18 protein-coding genes are annotated in these 21067 nt (G+C 70.1%); 2 read left to right on the forward strand and 16 right to left on the reverse strand.

The genetic code is table 11. The features are described from left to right. From B7767_RS02735 to B7767_RS02790, 12 genes are all read right to left on the reverse strand, one after another. The coding region (locus B7767_RS02735) for a hypothetical protein (protein ID WP_107485760.1) at positions 1-284 on the reverse strand (284 nt) is incomplete at its 3' end. 51 nt (positions 285-335) lie between these two features. Beyond that, positions 336-1163 (reverse strand): shikimate dehydrogenase, encoded by an 828-nt coding sequence (locus B7767_RS02740; protein ID WP_085570687.1) that lies wholly within the window; start codon positions 1161-1163, stop codon positions 336-338. Beyond that, a complete protein-coding gene (gene mltG, locus B7767_RS02745; RefSeq protein ID WP_085570688.1) occupies positions 1163-2869 on the reverse strand; it encodes an endolytic transglycosylase MltG in 1707 nt (568 codons plus the stop codon). Before mltG ends, B7767_RS02740 begins: the two co-directional genes overlap by 1 nt. A 127-nt stretch (positions 2870-2996) precedes the next feature. Further along, entirely contained in the window at positions 2997-3461 is a 465-nt protein-coding gene (ruvX, locus tag B7767_RS02750) for a Holliday junction resolvase RuvX (RefSeq protein WP_218775768.1), read from the reverse strand. A gap of 35 nt (positions 3462-3496) precedes the next feature. Then, the gene (alaS, locus tag B7767_RS02755) at positions 3497-6166 is read right to left on the reverse strand and encodes an alanine--tRNA ligase (RefSeq protein WP_085570690.1); all 2670 of its coding nucleotides are present in this window, start codon (positions 6164-6166) and stop codon (positions 3497-3499) included. Beyond that, complete coding sequence (locus B7767_RS02760) at positions 6166-6555, reverse strand: hypothetical protein (RefSeq protein ID WP_085570691.1); 390 nt, start codon at positions 6553-6555, stop codon at positions 6166-6168. Before B7767_RS02760 ends, alaS begins: the two co-directional genes overlap by 1 nt. Before the next feature lie 7 nt (positions 6556-6562). Next, on the reverse strand, positions 6563-7015 hold the full coding sequence (locus B7767_RS02765; protein WP_107485759.1) for a DUF948 domain-containing protein: 453 nt from the start codon (positions 7013-7015) through the stop codon (positions 6563-6565). Positions 7016-7205: 190 nt separating this feature from the next. Beyond that, positions 7206-7820, reverse strand: coding sequence for a 30S ribosomal protein S4 (gene rpsD / locus B7767_RS02770; RefSeq protein WP_030867712.1), 615 nt, complete (start codon positions 7818-7820; stop codon positions 7206-7208). Positions 7821-8122: 302 nt separating this feature from the next. Next, positions 8123-9478 (reverse strand): replication-associated recombination protein A, encoded by a 1356-nt coding sequence (locus B7767_RS02775; RefSeq protein ID WP_085570693.1) that lies wholly within the window; start codon positions 9476-9478, stop codon positions 8123-8125. Between the two features lie 43 nt (positions 9479-9521). Then, entirely contained in the window at positions 9522-10190 is a 669-nt protein-coding gene (locus tag B7767_RS02780; protein ID WP_085570694.1) for a vitamin K epoxide reductase family protein, read from the reverse strand. 264 nt (positions 10191-10454) lie between these two features. Next, positions 10455-11717, reverse strand: coding sequence for a histidine--tRNA ligase (gene hisS / locus B7767_RS02785; protein WP_085570695.1), 1263 nt, complete (start codon positions 11715-11717; stop codon positions 10455-10457). Between the two features lie 11 nt (positions 11718-11728). Then, positions 11729-12439, reverse strand: coding sequence for an MBL fold metallo-hydrolase (locus B7767_RS02790; protein ID WP_085570696.1), 711 nt, complete (start codon positions 12437-12439; stop codon positions 11729-11731). A 183-nt stretch (positions 12440-12622) separates the two neighbouring features. Between B7767_RS02790 and B7767_RS02795 the strand changes: the two genes are divergently transcribed. Both B7767_RS02795 and B7767_RS02800 read left to right on the forward strand, forming a co-directional pair. Beyond that, the gene (locus B7767_RS02795; protein ID WP_085570697.1) at positions 12623-13444 is read left to right on the forward strand and encodes a peptidylprolyl isomerase; all 822 of its coding nucleotides are present in this window, start codon (positions 12623-12625) and stop codon (positions 13442-13444) included. Between the two features lie 138 nt (positions 13445-13582). Then, a complete protein-coding gene (locus B7767_RS02800) occupies positions 13583-14812 on the forward strand; it encodes a DUF349 domain-containing protein (protein ID WP_085570698.1) in 1230 nt (409 codons plus the stop codon). A gap of 74 nt (positions 14813-14886) precedes the next feature. On the opposite strand, the gene relA is transcribed toward B7767_RS02800, so the two are convergent. From relA to secD, 4 genes are all read right to left on the reverse strand, one after another. Next, positions 14887-17409: a GTP pyrophosphokinase gene (gene relA / locus B7767_RS02805; protein WP_085570699.1), complete on the reverse strand. Its 2523-nt coding sequence runs from the start codon at positions 17407-17409 to the stop codon at positions 14887-14889. A gap of 194 nt (positions 17410-17603) precedes the next feature. Beyond that, positions 17604-18143 carry an adenine phosphoribosyltransferase gene (locus B7767_RS02815; protein ID WP_073933767.1) on the reverse strand — a complete coding sequence of 180 codons (540 nt, stop codon included), beginning with the start codon at positions 18141-18143 and terminating at the stop codon, positions 17604-17606. Beyond that, a complete protein-coding gene (gene secF / locus B7767_RS02820; protein ID WP_085570701.1) occupies positions 18140-19258 on the reverse strand; it encodes a protein translocase subunit SecF in 1119 nt (372 codons plus the stop codon). The genes B7767_RS02815 and secF overlap by 4 nt, the downstream gene beginning before the upstream one ends. 3 nt (positions 19259-19261) lie before the next feature. Next, positions 19262-21022 (reverse strand): protein translocase subunit SecD, encoded by a 1761-nt coding sequence (gene secD / locus B7767_RS02825; RefSeq protein WP_085570702.1) that lies wholly within the window; start codon positions 21020-21022, stop codon positions 19262-19264. Between the last annotated feature and the right edge of the window lie 45 nt (positions 21023-21067).

Here is a 21067-nt window from a genome sequence, read left to right on the forward strand (position 1 = left end):
GGCTGCTGGGCGGCCTGCGGCGCGGGCCGGGTCCGCTGCGGCGCGTACGGGCCCAGGTGGTCCGCGCCGCTGCCCTGGCCGTACCGGGCCGCCGCATGGGTCGGCCGGCCGTCGCGGACGGCGCGGCGGTGCGCGATCTTGCGCTTGATCCTGACGACCCAGGACGCGACGAGGGCGAGCACGATCAGGGCCAGTACCGTGATCTGCACCCAGTCGGGCAGGAACCCCAGCACGGACTCGAATATCTGGGACTTCACCGACGCCAGCGGCATGCCTGCGGACATGGAACGCGTTCCCCTCCCCCGTTCCGCCCCCTGCGGAACCGAGGGTGGATCCTAGCGGGCCGCGAGAGCCCGCTCGCCCGCTTTTCGCATGGCGTCCAGCGGGGCCGGTGACCGCCCCGTCATCTGCTCCACCTGGAGCACCGCCTGGTGCACCAGCAGGTCCAGCCCGCTGACCACGGCGCCCCCGTACGCCGACCAGCGGGCGGCGAGAACGGTCGGCCACGGGTCGTAGAGCACGTCGAAGAGGGCCGTCGGACGCTCCGGGACGGCCCTGGCGAGGGTGTCCGTGACGCCGGCCGGGGTGGTGTTGACGACCAGCGGGGCGTGCAGGGCCTGCTCCGCGTCGTCCCAGGCGGCGATGCGGACCGTGACGTCGAGCCGCTCGGCCCACTGCCGCATCTCCGTCGCGCGGGTCTCGCTGCGGACGTGGACCGTGACCTCGCCCGAGCAGATACGGGCCAATGCGGCCAGCGCGGAGGAGGCGGTGGCGCCCGCGCCGATGATGGCGGCGGACTCCACCTTGTCGATGCCGTGCTCGCGCAGGGCGGCGACCATTCCGGGGATGTCGGTGTTGTCGCCGGTCCGGCGGCCGTCCGGCGTGAGGACGACCGTGTTGACCGCCTCGACCGAGGTCGCGGTCTCGCTGACCGAGTCGAGCAGCGGGATCACCGCCCGCTTCAGCGGCATGGTCAGCGACAGCCCCGCCCACTCGGTGCCGAGCGTGTCGAAGAAGCCGGGCAGGGACTTCTCGTCGACCTCGAAACGGTCGTACGTCCAGCCCTCCAGGCCCAGCTCGGCGTAGGCGGCGCGGTGCAGCACCGGGGAGAGGGAGTGGGCGATCGGGGAGCCGAGTACGGCGGCTCTGCGGGCGGCGGGCATCAGTTGTCCCTCGACGCGTTGAACTTCTCGACGAGCTTCTCGTGCTCTGCGATGGTCTTGGCGAACTCGGTCTTGTGCATGCCGTCCGTGGCGACGAAGTACATCCAGCCGTCGCTCGTCGGGTTCAGCGCGGCCTGCAGGGCCTCCTCGCCCGGGTTGCCGATCGGGCCGGGCGGCAGGCCCTCGTTGGTGTACGTGTTGTACGGGTCGGGGTTGCTGTTGATCTCCGACTCGGAGATGTCGATCTCGCTCTGCCCCAGGAGGTAGTTGAAGGTCGAGTCGAACTGGAGTTTCCGGTTCGTCTCGGTGTTGGTGGGCTTGAGGCGGTTGTAGATGACCTCGGACATCTTGCGGAAGTCGTCGTGGGTCTTGCCCTCCGCCTGGACCAGGCTCGCGACCGTCACCAGCTCCCACGGCCCTTCGAGGCCGAGGCTCTCGGCCTTCCCCTCGAAGTCCAGCTCCTCGTACTTCTCGGTGGCACGGGCCACCATCTGCTTCAGCACGTCCTCGGGTTTCTGGCCCTTGGCGACGGCGTAGCTGGACGGGTAGAGGAAGCCCTCCAGCGGATCCTTGACGTCCTCGTGGTTCACGGCCCAGTCGGGCAGGCCGAGGGTCTTCCACTTGGTCTCGGCGACCTTGGCCGTGGTGCCCTCGTCCACCTTGAGTCGCTTGTCGATGAGCTCGTAGACGGCGGCGTTGCGCTTGCCCTCGGCGATGACCAGGTTGTCGCGGCTCTTGGGGCTGAGCATCAGCTCGACCGCGCTCGCGGCCGACATCTCCTTCTCCAGCGTGTAGACGCCGTCCTGGATGGTCTTGCCCTCCGGGTTGGCCGCCTGGGCCGCGACGAAGGCGTCGACGCTCTTGACCACGCCCATCTTCTTGAGCTCCTGGCCGATGGCGTACCCGCCGGCGCCCTTGGGGATGACGACGGTCACCTGCTCGCCGTTGCCGGCCCCCGCGAAGTCCGGGGCGCTGCCGAAACGATCCTGGTAGAACTGGTAGCCGAAGTAGCCGACACCTGCGAGGCCGCCGCCGAAGACCCCGACCACGACGAGACAGGCCAGGCCGTTGCGTCGCTTCTTCTCCTTGCCGCTCCGGCCCCGGCGCTCGCCGCGCCCGCTCCGGTCGTCCCGCTCGCCGTCGGGGCCGTCACCGCTGTCGCCGGGGGTGTCGTCGTCGCCACCGCCCGCGAAGAAGGCGTGTTCGCCCTGGTCGGGGCCCGGGTCCCAGTCGGTTTCCGGCTCGGGTTCGGCGCGGCGGCGGCCGGGCGGTTCGGGCGGCGGGTAGGCGTCGGGGGTGCCGTAGTGGTCGGCCTGCCCCCCGCCGTAGGTCCCCCCGGCCTGCTGCGCGTACGGGTCCGTCGGGCCGGTGGCGTAGGGGTCCTGCGGGTAGGAGCCCGTGGGCCAGCCGTTCTGGTCGTACTGCGGCTGTTGCTGATGAGGGGCGTACTGCTGCTGGTCGTACTGCGGCTGTTGCTGCTGGTCGTACTGCGGGTACTGCTGCCCGCCGTACCCGTGCTGCTCGCCGGTGCCCCAGTCGCCGTACTGCTGCTGCGCCTGCGGCTGCTGCGGATAGTGCTGCGGCTGGCCGCCGTAGGGGGACTGCTGACCCTGCTGGGTCTGCTGTCCGCCCCATCCGCCGTCCCCGTACAACGGATCGTCCGGATGCCACGGTTCGGAGCCCTGGCCCCGGCCATACTCAGTCATCGATCCCCTAGAGCCGCGAGGCGGCGGTCGCCCGGCCACCTGAAGACCACGGCTCCCGTACCGCCTCTCTCTGTGCGGCGGCTGTTCGAACACCGTCCGCATCGCGCGGAACGTTACCGTACCGCGATCAGATGACCACTTCGACGCCCTCACCGGGTGGTCCGCCTGACACCCGTTCGGATTCCAGTGCCTGCTGAAGGATGATCACAGCGGCCGCCTGGTCGATGACGGAACGTCCCTTCTTGGACTTCACGCCCGAGGCGCGCAGTCCCTGACTCGCCGTCACCGTCGTCATGCGTTCGTCGACGAGTCGCACCGGAACGGGAGCGATCATACGGGCCAGCTCCTGCGCGAAGCGCCTGACCTTGGCCGCGGCCGGGCCCTCGCCCCCCTTGAGGGAGCGGGGGAGGCCGACGACGACCTCGATCGGCTCGTACTCCTCGACGAGCTGCCGCAGTCTGCGGTGGGCCGCGGGGACGTCCCGGCCGGGGACGGTCTCGACCGGCGTGGCGAGGATCCCGTCGGGGTCGCACGAGGCGACCCCGATGCGGGCGTCCCCGACGTCGATCGCGAGACGGCGGCCGCGGCGCATCACCGGGCCGTCCGCCTGCTCGTTCACCGGGTCGTTCACTTGGCGGTGTCCGCCACGAGCCGCTCGACGGCGTCGACGGCCTCGCCGATGGCGGCCGGGTTCTGGCCGCCGCCCTGGGCGACGTCCGGCTTGCCGCCACCGCCGCCGCCGAGGGTCTTGGCGGCCGTGCGGACCAGTTCACCGGCCTTGAGGCCGCGCTCGCGGGCGGCGTCGTTGGTGGCGATGACCGTCAGCGGCTTGCCGTTGTTCACGGTGAACAGGGCGACGACGACGGCCCGGCCGCCCTGGATGCGGCCCCGCACGTCGAGGACCAGCTTGCGCAGGTCGTCCGGCGTGGTGCCGTCGGGGACCTGGCCCGTGACGACGGCGATGCCGCGGACGTCCTTGGCGGACTCGGCGAGACCGGCGGCGGCCTGGAGCACCTTCTCGGCGCGGAACTTCTCGATCTCCTTCTCGGCGTCCTTCAGCTTGCCGAGCATGGCGGAGACCTTCTCCGGGAGTTCCTCCGGGCGGCCCTTGATCAGCTCCTGGAGCTGGGCGACGACCGTGTGCTCACGGGCGAGGAAGTTGTAGGCGTCCACGCCGACCAGGGCCTCGATACGGCGCACGCCGGAGCCGATGGAGGACTCGCCGAGCAGCTTGACGAGGCCGAGCTGCGAGGTGTTGTGGACGTGCGTGCCGCCGCACAGCTCCTTGGAGAAGTCGCCGATGGTGACCACGCGCACGCGCTCGCCGTACTTCTCGCCGAACTCGGCGATGGCCCCCTGCTTCTTGGCCTCGTCGATGCCCATGACGTCGGCGCGCACGTCGAGGTCGCGGGCGAGCACCTCGTTGATCTTCTGCTCGACGTCGGTCATCACGGCCGTCGGCACCGCGGACGGGGAGCCGAAGTCGAAGCGGAAGCGGCCGGGCTGGTTCTCGGAACCGGCCTGGGCGGCCGTCGGGCCGAGGGCGTCGCGCAGGGCCTGGTGGGTGAGGTGGGTGGCCGAGTGGGCGCGGGCGATGGCCGTGCGGCGGCGGCCGTCGATGGAGGCCTGGGCCTTGGCGCCGACGGTGACCTCGCCGACCTGGACGACGCCCTTGTGGACGTACACGCCCGGGACCGGCTTCTGGCAGTCGCGGACCTCGATGACGGCACCGGTGTCGACCTTGATGCGGCCGGTGTCGCCGATCTGACCGCCGCCCTCGGCGTAGAACGGGGTGCGGTCGAGGACGATCTCGACCTCGTCGCCCTCGGTGGCGGCCGGGGAGGAGGCGCCGTCGACGAGGATGCCGACGATCGTGGACTCGCTCTCGGTGTCGGTGTAGCCGACGAAGTCGGTGGCGCCGGCCTGGTCGGCGATCTCCCGGTAGGCGCCGGTGCCGGCGTGGCCGGTCTTCTTGGCCTGGGCGTCGGCCTTGGCGCGCTCCCGCTGCTCCTTCATCAGGCGGCGGAACCCGTCCTCGTCCACGGAGAGCCCCTGCTCGGCGGCCATCTCCAGGGTGAGGTCGATCGGGAAGCCCCAGGTGTCGTGGAGCAGGAAGGCCTTGTCGCCGGCGAGGACGGTGCCGCCGGAGGCCTTGGTGTCGCTGACGGCGGTGTCGAGGATGTTGGTGCCGGCCTTCAGCGTCTTGAGGAAGGCGTTCTCCTCGGCGAGGGCGACCTTCTCGATGCGCTCGCGGTCGGTGACGAGCTCCGGGTACTGCTGTCCCATCATGCCGATGACGACGTCGATGAGGTCCTTGACGACCGGGCCGGTGGCGCCGAGCAGGCGCATGTTGCGGATGGCGCGGCGCATGATGCGGCGCAGCACGTAGCCGCGGCCCTCGTTGCCGGGGGTGACGCCGTCGCCGATGAGCATGACGGACGTACGCATGTGGTCGGTGACCACGCGCAGGGAGACGTCGGAGGCCTGGGCGTCGCCGTAGGCCACGCCGGTGAGCTCGGTGGCCTTGTTGATCACGGCCATGGAGGTGTCGATCTCGTACATGTTCTGCACGCCCTGCAGAATCATGGCGAGCCGCTCGAGTCCGAGGCCGGTGTCGATGTTCTTGCTCGGCAGGTCTCCGAGGATCGGGTAGTCCTTGCCCGGACCCTCGCCCCGCTCGTACTGCATGAAGACGAGGTTCCAGATCTCCACGTACCGCTCGTCGTTGACGGCGGGGCCGCCCTCGACGCCGAACTCGGGGCCGCGGTCGTAGTTGATCTCGGAGCAGGGACCACAGGGGCCGGGCACGCCCATGTCCCAGAAGTTGTCCTTCTTGCCCAGGCGCTGGATGCGCTCGGCGGGCACGCCGACGACATCGCGCCAGATCTGCTCGGCCTCGTCGTCGTCCTGGTAGACGGTGATCCACAGGCGCTCGGGGTCGAGGCCGTAACCGCCCTTGTCCCGGGCGCCGGTGAGCAGCTCCCAGGCGAGCTTGATGGCGCCTTCCTTGAAGTAGTCGCCGAAGGAGAAGTTGCCGCACATCTGGAAGAACGTGCCGTGGCGGGTGGTCTTGCCGACCTCTTCGATGTCGGGGGTGCGCACGCACTTCTGCACGCTGGTGGCGCGGTCGAAGGGCGGCTTGACCTCACCCAGGAAGTAGGGCTTGAAGGGCACCATGCCGGCCGGGACGAGGAGCAGAGTCGGGTCGTCCGCGATGAGCGACGCCGAAGGGACGACGGTGTGCCCGCGCTCCTCGAAGAAGCTCAGCCAGCGGCGGCGGATCTCGGCCGACTCCATCAGTGGTCCTCATTCCGGTTGTACGGGTACGTCGGGTACGTCTGGCGTGTCCGGTGCGTCGGTTTCCGCGCCGGACCCTCGACGTACTTGGGGGTGTTGCGGTTCTCGATGACGGCGTAGCCGCGGGGCGCGGGGAGTTCACGGTCGACGGGGGCGTTGAGCCCGAGCGCGTCGCCCAGTTCGGCCTCCCGCCGGGCCATGTTGTCGCGGACCTCGAGCGCGAAGTCCACCGCGCGGTCCTTGAGCCGGCCGCCGGCCTCGATCGCCTTGTTCGCCGCGGTGACGGCGAGGTGCTCGGGCGTCAGCTGCTTGATCTTGCGGTTGACCTTGGTGGTGGCCCACACGCCGGCGGCGACGCCGGTGGTGAACCAGAACGTTCGGCGGAACATCGCTGGGTCAGTCCCTCTTTCCCCGGGTCCGCTTGTCACGCCGCGCGCCCGGGACGGTGCGGCCCACGATCACGTTGCGCCTCGGCTCCTTGGCCGGGGCGTCGTCCTTGCGGCCGCTGACGGCGCGGCGCACGCCGTAGCCGAAGGCGGCGACCTTGACCAGGGGGCCGCCGAAGGTGGAGGCCACGGTGGTCGACAGCGCGGAGGCGTTGGAGGTGACCTCCTGGACGTCGGAGGCGATCGCGTCGACCCGTTCGATCTGGGTCTGCGCGGAACGCACCGCCGCCGAGGCGTCCGCCAGCAGGGGGACGGCCTGGTCGGTCACGTCCGCCACCAGCCTGGTGGTCGCCCGGAGCGTCTGGGCCAGCCTCGCCAGCGCGACGGCGAGGAAGGAGACCAGGATCGCCCAGAACACGGCCACCAGGATTCCGGCCACCTCGCCACCGGACACTGTGTGCACCCGCTCCCTTGAAACGCGCCTGAACATCGAGAAAGTCGTGGGGCCGAGCCTATCGCGCCGGTGACGGGACTCCGTACCGGATTACCGTCCGCCACCGGTGGAGTCGCGGGGAGCGACGACGAACCCGCCGCCTCGCCCGCCCGAAGGGGCGGGGAGACGGCGGGCTCGGGACACCGCGCGCCTGCTGGGGTCAGCGGGCGTAGTACTCGACGACGAGCTGCTCGTCGCAGATCACCGGGATCTCCTTGCGGTTCGGCTCACGGTCCAGGCGGAACGCCAGGGACTTGAGGTTCACCTGGAGGTAGCGCGGGGTCTCACCGTCGGGGGCGAAGCCGCCTTCACGGGCGATCGTGAAGAGGGTCTTCTCCTTGCTGCGGTCGCGGACCTGCACGACGTCGTCCGGGCGGACACGGAAGGAGGGCTTGTCGACCTTCTTGCCGTTGACCTGGATGTGACCGTGGACGACCATCTGGCGGGCCTGGTAGATCGTGCGGGCGATGCCCGAACGCAGGACCAGCGCGTCGAGACGGCGCTCGAGCTCGATGATCAGGGCCTCACCGGTCTTGCCCTGCACCTTGGAGGCACGCTCGTAGGCGCGGACGAGCTGACGCTCGGAGATGTCGTACTGGGCGCGCAGACGCTGCTTCTCCAGCAGACGGACCTTGTAGTCCGAGTTCTGCTTGCGGCCACGGCCGTGCTCGCCCGGCGGGTAGGGGCGGGCCTCGAAGTACTTGACGGCCTTCGGGGTCAGCGCGATGCCGAGGGCACGCGACTTCTTGACCTTGGGGCGGGACTGGTTCGCCACTTCTCTTCCTTTTCCTTTTCGGCTGCCTCAGGGTTACGGGAGGTCGCATCCGCAGCAGGGGAATTCCCATCGGGTCCGCGAGGGACCTGGTGGGCAGCCGCTCCCCTGGACTGGGCACATACGTGCAGCACACGAACGGCCCACCGACCGGTCCCGGGACTGACGGGGGGTGGTGGGCTGCCCGCGACACCTACGACGGTGCGCGACGCTCCTGGATCGAAGGATCCGGCTGGGTGTCCCGCCTGAGGCGCCGACCGGAGCCGGACACGGGACTCAGCACTCCGGCTGAGTCTACAGGGTGGTCAGGACCGCTTCCGACCGAGGTGCTTCCTGGTCCACTCCACCGCGTCCGCGTACCGTGCCTCCGCGCCGTGCCGGGTGGGCTCGTAGTACGCGCGGTCCTTCAGGGCGTCCGGCGCGTACTGCTGTGCGGCGATGCCCTCGGGCAGGTCGTGCGGGTAGGTGTAGCCCTTGCCGTGCCCGAGCTCGGTCGCGCCCTTGTAGTGGCTGTCCCGGAGGTGGGACGGCACGGGACCGGCCAGCCCCTTGCGTACGTCGTCCAGCGCGGCGCCGATCGCGGTGGTGGCGGCGTTGGACTTGGGGGCGAGGGCGAGGGCGATGGTGGCGTGGCTGAGGGTGAGGGCGGCCTCGGGGAAGCCGATCATGGCGACGGCCTGGGCGGCGGCGACGGCGATCGGCAGCGCGTTCGGGTCGGCGAGGCCGATGTCCTCGCTGGCGGAGATCATCAGGCGGCGGGCGATGAAGCGGGGGTCCTCGCCGGCCTCGATCATGCGGGCCAGGTAGTGCAGGGCGGCGTCCACGTCGGAGCCGCGGATGGACTTGATCAGGGCGCTGGCGACGTCGTAGTGCTGGTCGCCGTCGCGGTCGTACTTCACCGCGGCCCGGTCGACCGTCTCCTCCAGCGTGGCCAGGGTGATCGCCGCCTCGCCCTTGTCGAGCGCGGCCCCCGCGGCGGCCTCCAGGGCGGTGAGCGCGCGGCGGGCGTCGCCGCCCGCGATGCGCAGGAAGTGGTCCTCGGTGTCCTCGGGGAGGGTGACGGCGCCCTTCAGGCCCCGCTCGTCGGTGAGGGCGCGCTTCAGCAGGCCCCGGACGTCGTCGTCGGTGAGCGGTTCGAGGGTGAGGAGGAGGGAACGGGAGAGCAGCGGGGAGATGACCGAGAAGTAGGGGTTCTCGGTGGTCGCGGCGATCAGGGTGACCCAGCGGTTCTCCACGGCCGGGAGCAGGGAGTCCTGCTGGGCCTTGCTGAAGCGGTGGATCTCGTCGAGGAAGAGGACGGTCTCCTGGCCGTACCCGCCGGAGGCGCGGCGGGCGCCGTCGATGACCGCGCGGACCTCCTTGACGCCCGCGGTGATCGCCGACAGCTCGACGAAGCGCTTGTTGGTGGCCTTGGAGACGACGTAGGCCAGGGTCGTCTTGCCGGTGCCGGGCGGGCCCCAGAGGATCACCGAGGAGGGTCCCGCGGGGCCCGAGGCGCCCTCCCCGACCAGTCTGCGCAGGGGGGAGCCCGGCTTCAGCAGGTGTTGCTGGCCCACCACCTCGTCGAGGGTGCGCGGGCGCATCCGGACCGCCAGGGGGCTGCCGGTCGGGTCCTTCTCCTGGCGTTCTTCTGCTGCGGCGGTGAACAGGTCGGGCTCCACGCTGAAACCCTAAAGCACCGCACCGACAGTCCGGGGCGGGCGGTCAGCTGGTCCAGAACTCCCACCAGCGGGTCAGGATCAGCATGCCGATGATGCCGATGTGCAGGACCGGCATGACCCAGGTGAACTCGCCGAAGAAGCCCTTCAGCCAGCCGGGGGCGGGCAGGAAGCCCTGGCGGACGTTGAACGACGTCACGTACCAGAACATGATGATCGTGGCGACCCAGGCCAGGCAGCACCACAGGCACAGGGCGTTGATCCGGTACAGGGACTGGAACATCAGCCAGGCGCAGAACACGACGCCGAAGAGGGTGCCCGCGTTGAAGGTGAGCCAGTACCAGCGCGGGAAGCGGGCTCCGGCGAGCAGGCTCATGCCGACGCAGACGACGATGCCGTAGGTGACCAGGCCGAGCATCGGGTTGGGGAAGCCGAAGACGGAGGCCTGGTCGCTCTCCATGACGCTGCCGCAGGAGACGACGGGGTTGAGGCTGCATCCGGGGACGAACGTCTCGCCCTTGACCTTGGCCTCGAGCAGCTTGAACTTGTCGAGCGTGATCACCCACGCGGCGAGCACGCCGGCGGCGCCGGTGATCACCAGGAGCAGCGCGAGGGCCCGGCTCGCGCCCTCCGTGCGCGGCGCGGAGGCGGCGCGCTGCGGTGCGGCCGAGGGTTCGGGATCCATGTCGACGTCCCTGACTGTCGTCTTGCTCATCACGCCGATTCCGTCACTGGGGAGTGTGGACCTGCTTCGGGCAGGGGCCATTGTGCCGTACGGGGCCGCGGGTTCGCCGTTGTGCGGACATAAGTGCGTACCGGCGTCCGCCCGGGAGCGTGCAGTTTCGGCCGGTGTCCGGGGGACGGCCGTACACGCGCTCCGTTCAGGATCATCCGGCCGGGTGAAGCGGCCCGTACGCGTTGACGAGGAAGGCGCCGGTGCCCCGCGCGGGCATCCGGCGCCTTCCTCGGTACGAGGGGATCAGCCGAGCCGTGACTCCAGCTCCGCCACGATCTCGTTGACGCCGATCGCCGTCTGCTCGCCGGACTCCATGTCCTTGAGCTGGACGACGCCTTCGGCGAGGTCGCGTTCGCCGGCCACGATGGTGTAGCGGGCGCCGCTGCGGTTGGCGTTCTTCATGGCGCCCTTGAGGCCCTTGCCTCCGTAGGAGAAGTCCGCGGCCACGCCGTTCTTGCGCAGCTCGGTGACCTTGGCGAACAGCACCCGGCGGGCCTCGTCGCCGAGCGGGACGGCGAACACGCTGGTGGTCGCGGGGATTTCGAGCTCGACACCCTCCGCCTCCAGGGCCAGCACGGTGCGGTCGACGCCGAGGGCCCAGCCGACGGACGGCAGCGCGGGGCCGCCGATCATCTCGGACAGGCCGTCGTAGCGGCCGCCGCCGCCCACCGCGGACTGGGAGCCGAGGCCGTCGTGGACGAACTCGAAGGTCGTACGGGTGTAGTAGTCGAGGCCGCGGACCAGCTTGGGGTCGTCCTCGAAGACCACGCCCGCCGCCGTGATCAGCTCGCGGACCTCCTCGTGGTACGCCTTGCAGGCGTCGCAGAGGTAGTCGCGCAGCAGGGGCGCGCCGGTGAGCTGCTTCTGCACCGACTCGCGCTTGTCGTCCAGGACGCGCAGCGGGTTGATCTCCGCGCGGCGCAGGGTGTCCTCGTCCAGGTCGAGGCCGCGCAGGAAGTCCTGCAGCGCGGCCCGGTACACCGGGCGGCACTCCTTGTCGCCGAGGCTGTTGAGCAGGATGCGGAAGTTCCGCAGGCCCAGCGAGCGGTACGCCTGGTCGGCGAGGATGATCAGCTCGGCGTCGAGCGCCGGGTCCTCCGCGCCGATCGCCTCGGCGCCGACCTGGGAGAAGTGGCGGTAACGGCCCTTCTGGGGGCGCTCGTAGCGGTAGTAGGAGCCGGAGTACCAGAGCTTGACCGGGAGGTTGCCCGCCTTGTGCAGGTTGGCCTCCAGGGCCGCGCGCAGCACGGAGGCGGTGCCCTCGGGACGCAGGGCGAGCCGGTCGCCGCCCTTGGTCTCGAAGGCGTACATCTCCTTGGTGACGATGTCGGTGGACTCACCGACACCACGCGCGAACAGCTCGACGTTCTCGAAGCCGGGCGTCTCGATGTAGCCGTAGCCGGAGCCCCGCAGCGGGGCGGCGATGGCCTCGCGGACGGCGAGGTACTTGGCGCTGTCCGGCGGGATCAGGTCGTACGTGCCCTTGGGGGCCTTGAAGGTGCTCACGGAAGGTCTCGTCACATTCCTCGTCGGGGAGCCTCGGTGGTGGCTCCCTGGCCGGCGGCCACCTGCCGCAGATACGGGTTGGTGGCGCGCTCCTGGCCGATGGTCGTCTGGGGGCCGTGGCCGGACAGCACCACGGTCGAGTCGTCGAGCGGCAGGCACACGCGGGCCAGGGACTCGAGCATGTCGTCCATGGAGCCACCCGGCAGGTCGGTGCGTCCGATGGAGCCGGCGAACAGCAGGTCGCCCGAGAACATGACCGGCGGGATGTCCGCCGCCTCGGGCAGGCCGAAGGTCACCGACCCCTTGGTATGGCCCGGCGCGTGCGCGACGGAGAACGTGAGGCCCGCGAGGTCCAGCCGCGTGCCGTCGGTGAGTTCCCTGACGTCGTCCGGCTCCCCCACCGTCAGCTCGCCCATCAGCGGCATGCCGATGGCGCGGCCGATGCCCTTCTCGGGATCGCTCATCATGTACCGGTCCTCGGGGTGGATCCAGGCCGGTACGTCGTGCGCTCCGCACACCGGGACGACCGAGGCGACGTGGTCGATGTGGCCGTGGGTGAGAACGACGGCGACGGGCTTGAGCCGGTGCTTGCGGACCGTCTCCGCGACTCCGTCGGCGGCCTGGTGGCCGGGGTCGATGATCACGCACTCCTCACCGGCGGCGGGGGCGACGAGATAACAGTTCGTCCCCCAGGCCCCGGCGGGGAACCCGGCAATGAGCACGATCGTCCTTCGTTGTGTCGATACGGGAGGCTTGCGACGGGGCTGCGCCCGTGGTCAGAGCCTACCGGCGCTGCCGATTCCTCAGCGAACCCATATACGGTACGGGGCACACGCAGGCGGTCGGCTCACCGCACGCACGCACGCGTACCGGCCGGCACACGAGACGCATGAGGAGAGAATCCGGTGGTCAGCCAGGAGCAGCGGCGGCGTCAGCTCGCCCGGGAGAAGTTCTTGCGGCAGCAGCAGCGGCGCACCGAAGCGCGGCGGAAGTCGCGGATCCGCAACTCGGTGATCGCGTCCGTGCTCGGCGTGGTCCTCGTGGGCAGCGGCGCGCTGTACGCGACCGGGGCGCTGGAGCAGGACGACGACAAGACCAACGCGAACGCGGAGGTCACGCCGAGCGCCACACCGACCGGCAAGGCTCCGGACCCGTGCGACAAGCCCGCCGAGGGCAAGGTCAAGACGGAGACCTGGAAGAAGGAACCGGCGGTCGCCATCGACAAGTCGGCGAAGTACACCCTGAAGCTGGACACGACCTGTGGCGGGATAGACGTGGCGCTGAAGGCGTCGGCGGCCCCGCACACGGTCAACTCGTTCGACTTCCTGGCGAAGAAGGGCTACTTCGACCACAGCAAGTGCCACCGGCTCACCACGAACGGCATCTACGTGCTGCAGTGCGGTGACCCGACGGGCACCGGCACCGGTGGTCCCGGCTACACGATCCCGGACGAGAACCTGAAGGACAAAAGCCTGAAGGACAACATCTACCCGGCGGGAACGGTCGCGATGGCCAACACCGGGCAGGCGAACAGTGGCGGCAGCCAGTTCTTCCTGGTCTACCAGGACAGTCAGCTCCCGCCCAGCTACACCCCGTTCGGGACCGTCTCGGACGCCGGCATGAAGGTGCTGAAGAAGATCGCCGACGCCGGGGAGAACACCGGAGCGGGTGACGGGGCGCCCAACGCGACGGTCGTGATCGACAAGGCGACCGTCACCAAATCCTGACCCCCAACTGCGAAATTTCGGTCGCGCGGGATGCGGACAGGCATCCCGTCGGTCGCCTATGTTGGCCGTGACGAAACTGTGGACGATGCCCGGGGGAGCTTCGAGGCCCCCTCGACGGCATCATGTGGAGGAGGCGCTGTGAGCAGCGACCCGTGGGGCCGCGTCGACGAGACGGGGACCGTGTACGTGCGTACGGCCGACGGCGAGCAGGTCGTCGGTTCCTGGCAGGCCGGCTCCCCCGAGGAGGCGCTGGCCTACTTCGAGCGCAAGTACGAGGGCCTGGTTGTCGAGATCGGCCTCCTCGAGAAGCGAGTGAAGACCACCGACCTGTCGTCCAAGGACGCCCAGACCGCGATCGGACACCTGCGCGAGCAGGTGGACGCGCACCACGCGGTCGGTGACCTGGACGCCCTCAGGGCCCGGCTGGACAAGCTCGTGGAGCTGGTGGAGGCGCGCCGCGAGGAGCGCAAGGCACAGCGGGCCAAGCAGTCCGACGAGGCGCGGCACGCCAAGGAGGCGCTGGTCGTCGAGGCGGAGGAGCTGGCGCAGTCCGACCAGTGGCGGGCCGCCGGTGAGCGGCTGCGGGCGCTGGTGGACACCTGGAAGGGCCTGCCGCGGCTGGACCGCAAGTCGGACGACGAGCTGTGGCACCGGTTCTCGCACGCGCGGTCGGCGTTCTCCAAGCGGCGCAAGCAGCACTTCGCGCAGCTGGACGCGCAGCGCGAGGAGGCCCGTCAGGCCAAGGAACGGCTGGTCGCGGAGGCCGAGTCGCTGTCGGGTTCGACGGACTGGGGGCCGACGGCCGCCCGCTACCGCGACCTGATGGCGGAGTGGAAGGCCGCGGGCCGCGCCCAGCGCGAGCACGAGGACGACCTGTGGAACCGCTTCCGCGGCGCCCAGGACGTCTTCTTCGCAGCCCGCAGCTCGGTCTTCGCCGAGCGGGACGCGGAGCAGGCCGAGAACCTCAAGCTCAAGGAGGAGCTGGCCGAGGAGGCCGAGAAGCTCCTGCCGATCACGGAACTGAAGGCCGCGCGGGCCGCGTTCCGCGGGATCAACGAGCGCTGGGAGGCCATCGGCCATGTGCCGCGGGACGCCCGCCCGAAGGTCGAGGGCCGGATGCACGCCGTGGAGCGGGCCCTGCAGGAGGCAGAGGAGGCCGAGTGGCGCCGGACGAACCCGGAGGCACGCGCGCGTGCCGCGGGTCTGACCGGTCAGCTCCAGGCCGCCGTGGACAAGCTGAAGGGCCAGATCGAGCAGGCCAGGGCGCAGGGCAACACCGCCAAGGCGGAGAAGCTGGAGCGGGAGCTGGAGGGCCGCCAGGCCCTGCTGGACCAGGCCCTGAAGGGTCTGCACGAGTTCGGCGGCTGAACCCGCGCACGGCACGCGGAAGGGGGCTCCCGTACCCGAGGTACGGGAGCCCCCTTCCGCGTGTCTGTCGTCCGCTACGTGCGGTTGCGGGCCGAGGTCACCCGGTAGACGTCGTAGACGCCCTCCACGCCGCGTACGGCCTTCAGGACGTGCCCGAGGTGCTTGGGGTCGCCCATCTCGAAGGTGAAGCGGGAGGTGGCGACACGGTCACGGGAGGTCTGGACGGCCGCGGAGAGGATGTTGACGTGCTGGTCGGACAGTACGCGTGTGACGTCCGACAGCAGCCGGGACCGGTCGAGGGCCTCGACCTGGATGGCCACCAGGAAGACCGAGGACTGGGTGGGCGCCCACTCGACGTCGAGGATCCGCTCGGGCTCCCGGGACAGCGAGTCGACGTTGACGCAGTCGCTGCGGTGGACCGATACGCCGCTGCCCCGGGTCACGAACCCGATGATCGGGTCGCCGGGCACCGGCGTACAGCAGCGGGCCAGCTTCACCCAGACGTCCTCGACGCCCTTGACGACGACACCGGGGTCGGCGCTGGAGCGGCGCTTGCGGCTGCGGGCCGGCGGGACCGACTCGTCGATCTCCTCGGTGGCCGCTTCCTCACCGCCGAGGGCCTGGACGAGCTTCTGCACGATGTTCTGCGCGGAGACATGACCCTCGCCGATCGCCGCGTACAGCGCGGAGATGTCCGAGTAGCGCATCTCGTGCGCCAGCGTGACCAGCGAGTCGCCGGTGAGGATGCGCTGGATCGGCAGGTTCTGCTTGCGCATCGCGCGGACGATGGAGTCCTTGCCGTGCTCGATGGCCTCGTCGCGGCGCTCCTTGGAGAACCAGGCGCGGATCTTGTTGCGGGCGCGCGGCGACTTGACGAAGCCGAGCCAGTCGCGGGAGGGGCCGGCGCCGGCCGCCTTGGAGGTGAAGACCTCCACCAGGTCGCCGTTGTCGAGGGTCGACTCCAGCGGTACGAGGCGGCCGTTGACCCGTGCCCCGATGGTGCGGTGGCCGACCTCGGTGTGGACGGCGTAGGCGAAGTCCACGGGGGTGGCACTCGCGGGCAGCGCTATGACGTCACCCTTGGGGGTGAAGACGAAGACCTCGTTGCGGGAGAGGTCGAAGCGCAGGGACTCCAGGAACTCGCCGGGGTCCTCGGTCTCCTTCTGCCAGTCCAGGAGCTGCCGCAGCCAGGCCATGTCGTTGAGGTGGTCGTCCTTGCCCTTGCCGGACGACCTGGGCGCGTCGGAACGGACCTTGGAGGCGCCGGCGACGGCCTCCTGCTTGTACTTCCAGTGCGCGGCGATGCCGTACTCGGCGCGGCGGTGCATGTCGAAGGTGCGGATCTGCAGCTCGACGGGTTTGCCGCCGGGACCGATGACCGTCGTGTGCAGCGACTGGTACATGTTGAACTTGGGCATCGCGATGTAGTCCTTGAACCGGCCGGGGACCGGGTTCCATCGCGCGTGCACGGTGCCGAGGGCCGCGTAGCAGTCGCGGACGGTGTCCACGAGGACGCGGATGCCCACCAGGTCGTAGATCTCCGCGAAGTCACGGCCGCGGACGATCATCTTCTGGTAGACGCTGTAGTAGTGCTTGGGGCGGCCGGTGACGGTGGCCTTGATGCGGGCGGCGCGCAGGTCCTGCTGCACCTCGTCGGTGACTATGGCGAGGTACTCGTCGCGCTTGGGGGCGCGCTCGGCGACCAGGCGGACGATCTCGTCGTACATCTTGGGGTAGAGGATCGCGAAGGCGAGGTCCTCCAGCTCCCACTTGATGGTGTTCATGCCCAGGCGGTGGGCGAGCGGCGCGTAGATCTCCAGGGTCTCGCGCGCCTTCTTCTCCTGCTTCTCGCGCTTGAGGTAGCGCATGGTGCGCATGTTGTGCAGGCGGTCGGCGAGCTTGATGACCAGGACGCGCGGGTCCTTCGCCATGGCGACGACCATCTTGCGCACGGTCTCGGCCTGCGCGGCCTCGCCGAACTTGACCTTGTCGAGCTTGGTGACGCCGTCGACGAGCAGGGTGACCACGTCGCCGAAGTCGCGGCGCAGGTCCTCCAGGCCGTACTCGGTGTCCTCGACGGTGTCGTGCAGCAGCCCGGCCATCAGGGTGGCCGGGTCCATGCCCAGCTCGGCGAGGATGGTGGTGACGGCGAGCGGGTGCGTGATGTACGGGTCGCCGCTCTTGCGCTTCTGGCCGCGGTGCCAGCGCTCGGCGACCTGGTAGGCGCGCTCGATCTGGCGGAGCGTGGCGTTCTCGATCTTGGGGTCGTTGCTGCGGACGATCCGCAGCAACGGTTCCAGGACCGGGTTGTACGGGTTGGCTCGCTGGACGCCGAGCCGGGCGAGCCGGGCGCGGACGCGGTTGGAGGAGCCGGAGCGCGGCTGGCCGGTGTTCGGGCGGGCCAGGGGCGCGGAGCGCTCGGGCGGGACCGGCTTGGGGCGCGGCTGCTCGGGCTTGTCGACCGGCGTGGACTGGGCGTGCTGGACCGGCCCTCGCGTGTCGTTCTTCGCGTGGGGCGCGCTCGGCGCGGGCTTGGCCGCGGCCGCCGAGGCGGACTCGGGCTTGGCGGCGGTCAGGTGCTGGGCCTCGTCTGGCAAGAGGACTCCTCGTGCGCGATCCGGGTCCCCCGGTCAGGCTCCGGAGACCCCATGGTAGCGATCCCGTGCCCGCGGATCGCCCGCGGGCGGCTGTGAGGACGGTCTACTCCCGAAACACCCGAGACGGGCACCGGATTCCTCCGGGCCCGCCCGAGCGGTGTTTCCTGTGCGCGGTTCGTGTGCGACGCCGCTGGTCAGACCGTGAGCAGCGCCTCCAGCGGGGCGCCGGCCAGGGCCGGTTCCAGCCGGGCGCGGCCGCCGAGGAAGCCGAGCTCCATCAGTACGGCCAGACCCGCGACCTCGGCGCCCGCCCTGCGGATGAGCTGGACCGACGCCTCGGCGGTGCCGCCGGTGGCGAGGACGTCGTCGACCACCAGGACGCGGTCGGCGGCGCTCAGGTCCTCGGCGTGCACCTCGATCTCGGCGGAGCCGTACTCCAGGTCGTACGCCTGGCTGAGGGTGGCTCCGGGGAGCTTGCCCGCCTTGCGTACGGGGATGAAGCCGAGACCCGCGCGGATGGCGACCGGGGCGCCGAGGATGAACCCGCGGGCCTCCAGGCCGACGACCTTGGTGGCGCCGGTGGCGCGGGCGATGTCGGCGAGGGCGTCGCTGAGCGCGGAGAACGCCGCGGGGTCCGCCAGGAGCGGGGTGATGTCCTTGAACATCACGCCCGGCTCCGGGTAGTCCGCCACGTCCCTGATGCGGCTGAGCAGCAGTTCCCTGATCTCGGTCATCGGCGCTTCCCGGAGGGACGGCCCCGGCCGCGGGTGCGGGTGGCCGACTGGTCGCGCGGGCCGACGACCGCGGGTGCGGCGTCCTCGGGCTCGTCGTCGTGGTCCTCGCCGGTGACCGGGGCCTCCTGCGGTCCGCCCGCGGTCGCGCCCTGGGCGCGCTTGGCCAGGACGCGCTTCTTCAGCGACTTCATCGCCGGCTCGCGCTCCTTGAGGTCGGCGACGAGCGGGGTGGCGATGAAGATCGAGGAGTACGCACCGGCGGCGAGGCCGACGAACAGCGACAGCGAGATGTCGTTCAGCATGCCGGCGCCGAGGACACCGCCACCGATGAACAGCAGGCCGCCCACCGGCAGCAGCGCGACCACCGTGGTGTTGATGGAGCGGACCAGGGTGCTGTTGATGGAACGGTTGGCGATCTCGCTGTAGGTCCAGCGGGTCTGCTTGGTGATGTCCTTGGTCTGTTCCTTGAGGCTGTCGAAGACGACGACCGTGTCGTACAACGAGTAACCGAGGATGGTCAGCAGACCGATCACCGTGCCCGGCGTGACCTCGAAGCCGACGAGGGCGTAGATGCCGACGGTGATGGTGATGTCGTGGATCAGGGCGACGAACGCGGCGAGCGCCATGCGCCACTCGAAGGCGATCGCCAGGTAGATCACGACCAGGATCATGAAGATGCCGAGGCCCTGCCAGGCCTTGTTGGCGATCTGCTCGCCCCAGCTGGGACCGACCAGTTCGGCGTTGATCTGCTCGCTGTCGAGCTTGAGGTCCTCGGCGAGCGTTTCCTTGATCTTGTCCGACGCGCCGGTGTCGATGCCCGCGACCTGGATGCGCAGGCTGCCGTCACCGAGCTGCTGGACGATCGCGTCGTGACCGGAGGCGTCCTCCGCGTACTCCTCGGCCTGGGAGACCGAGACGCTCATGTTCTTCGGGGTGGTGAAGACCGCTCCGCCCTGGAACTCGATGCCCATGTGCAGGCCGCGCACCGCCAGGCCGAGGATGGCCGTGATGGTGATCAGGATGGAGATGCCGTACCAGATCTTGCGGTTCTTGACGAAGTCGTAGCCGACCTCGCCGTGGTGCAGTCGGGCGCCGAGGGTGCCGAGCTTCGACATCTCTCACGCCTCCTTCGTCTGGGCAGGGGCGGAGGGACGACGGGTACGGCGCAGCGGCGGCTTCGCACCCAGCGCCTTCGGGTCGAGGCCGGACCACTTGTGGCCGCTCGCGAAGAACTTGCGGCGGGCCATCAGCGTGAGCAGGGGCTTGGTGAAGAGGAACACCACCACGACGTCGAGCACGGTGGTCAGGCCGAGCGTGAACGCGAAGCCCTGGACCTTGCCGACGGTGACGACGAAGAGCACCGCGGCGGCGAGGAACGACACGAAGTCGGAGACCAGGATGGTGCGCCGGGCGCGCGGCCAGGCCCGCTCCACGGAGGGGCGCAGGGTGCGGCCCTCGCGGATCTCGTCCCGGACCCGTTCGAAGAACACGATGAACGAGTCCGCCGTGATGCCGATCGCGACGATGGCACCGCACACGGCCGGCAGGTTCAGCGCGAAGCCGATGGCCGGGCCGAGCAGCGACATGATCACGTAGGTGAGCGCGGCGGACACCAGCAGCGACAGGATCGCGATGAAGGACAGGCCGCGGTAGTAGACCAGCAGGTAGATGACGACCAGGGCGAGGCCGATGGCACCGGCGATCAGGCCGGCCTTCAGCTGCTCACCGCCGAGCGCGGCGGTGACGGTGGTGACGCTGTCCTCGCGGAAGGTCAGCGGCAGGGCGCCGTAGGACAGCATGTTGGCCAGTTCCTGCGCCGACTGCTGGTTGAAGTTGCCGGAGATCTCGGCGTTGCCGCCGGTCAGGGCCTGGCTGACGTACGGGTCGGAGACGACCTCGTTGTCCAGGACGATGGCGAACTGGTTCTGCGGGGACTGGTTCTGGGCGAGCCGGCCGGTGATGTCGGCGAACTTCTTGGCACCCTTGTCCGTGAAGTCCATGGTGACGACCCAGCCGGCACCGGTCTGGGTGTTCAGGACGGCGCTGGCCTCGTCGACGTCCGTGCCGTCGACCGCGGCGGGACCGAGGATGTACTTCTGCCACTGGCCCTGGGAGTTCTGGCCGCAGGCGACGGTCGAGTCGCTGGACTTGGAACCGTCGCCGGCCTTGGCGCGGACGCTCTCCTTGGTGCAGTCGAGCGCGGCGTACTGGGCCTGGAGCTTGCTGTCGGCGTCGCCGGAGGTGCCGCCGGACGCGGACGCGGAGGGGCTGGCCTTGTCCTCGGCCGTACCGCTCGGGGAGGCGGCCGGCGTCTCGTCGGCCTTCAGGGCGTCGGTGACGGCGCGGCCCTGGGTGGTGGCGCTCGCCGACGGGGAGGAACCGTCGGTCGCCTTCTCCGTGGCCTTGTCCTTGCCGGAGTCCTGCTCCGAGCCGTCGCTGGTCGCGCTGGGCGTGGGAGCGGCGCCGCCACCGGCGAGTTCGGTGGCGATCACAGGGCGGAAGTAGAGCTTGGCGGTGGTGCCGACCTGTTCCCGGGCCTGCTTGGAGTTCGTGCCCTTGGGAATGTTGACGATGATGTTGCGGTCACCCTGCGTCTGGACCTCGGCCTCCGAGACGCCAAGACCGTTGACACGCCGCTCCATGATGGAGACCGCGGTGTTCATGTTGGTCTTGTTGATCGCGGACTCCTGGCCGGCCTCGGGGACCGCCGCCAGCGTGATGCTCGTACCACCGGCCAGGTCGATGCCGAGACGCGGAGTGGTGTGCCCGGATGCGAACATGCCGCCGGTGAGCGCCACGATGGCGATCAGGATCAGAGCGAGCGAGCGCCACGGCTTACTTGTGGCGCTCGCGTTCCGTCCCTTTTTGAGTGCTGCCACCTTCTCGTACTCCCTCTCGGGCCGCCTCGCGCCGGATCGGCGGGC

The sequence above is a fragment of the Streptomyces sp. 13-12-16 genome (assembly GCF_002114215.1).
Classification (GTDB): Bacteria; Actinomycetota; Actinomycetes; order Streptomycetales; family Streptomycetaceae; genus Streptomyces.

What these genes read in the sequence shown, in the direction of transcription:
- mltG (WP_085570688.1), bottom strand. Translation starts at nt 2,869, where the DNA reads ATGACTGAGTATGGCCGGGGCCAGGGCTCCGAACCGTGGCATCCGGAC.
- alaS (WP_085570690.1), bottom strand. Translation starts at nt 6,166, where the DNA reads ATGGAGTCGGCCGAGATCCGCCGCCGCTGGCTGAGCTTCTTCGAGGAG.
- ruvX (WP_218775768.1), bottom strand. Translation starts at nt 3,461, where the DNA reads ATGCGCCGCGGCCGCCGTCTCGCGATCGACGTCGGGGACGCCCGCATC.
- B7767_RS02760 (WP_085570691.1), bottom strand. Translation starts at nt 6,555, where the DNA reads ATGTTCCGCCGAACGTTCTGGTTCACCACCGGCGTCGCCGCCGGCGTG.
- B7767_RS02740 (WP_085570687.1), bottom strand. Translation starts at nt 1,163, where the DNA reads ATGCCCGCCGCCCGCAGAGCCGCCGTACTCGGCTCCCCGATCGCCCAC.
- B7767_RS02815 (WP_073933767.1), bottom strand. Translation starts at nt 18,143, where the DNA reads ATGACCGAGATCAGGGAACTGCTGCTCAGCCGCATCAGGGACGTGGCG.
- B7767_RS02780 (WP_085570694.1), bottom strand. Translation starts at nt 10,190, where the DNA reads ATGAGCAAGACGACAGTCAGGGACGTCGACATGGATCCCGAACCCTCG.
- secF (WP_085570701.1), bottom strand. Translation starts at nt 19,258, where the DNA reads ATGTCGAAGCTCGGCACCCTCGGCGCCCGACTGCACCACGGCGAGGTC.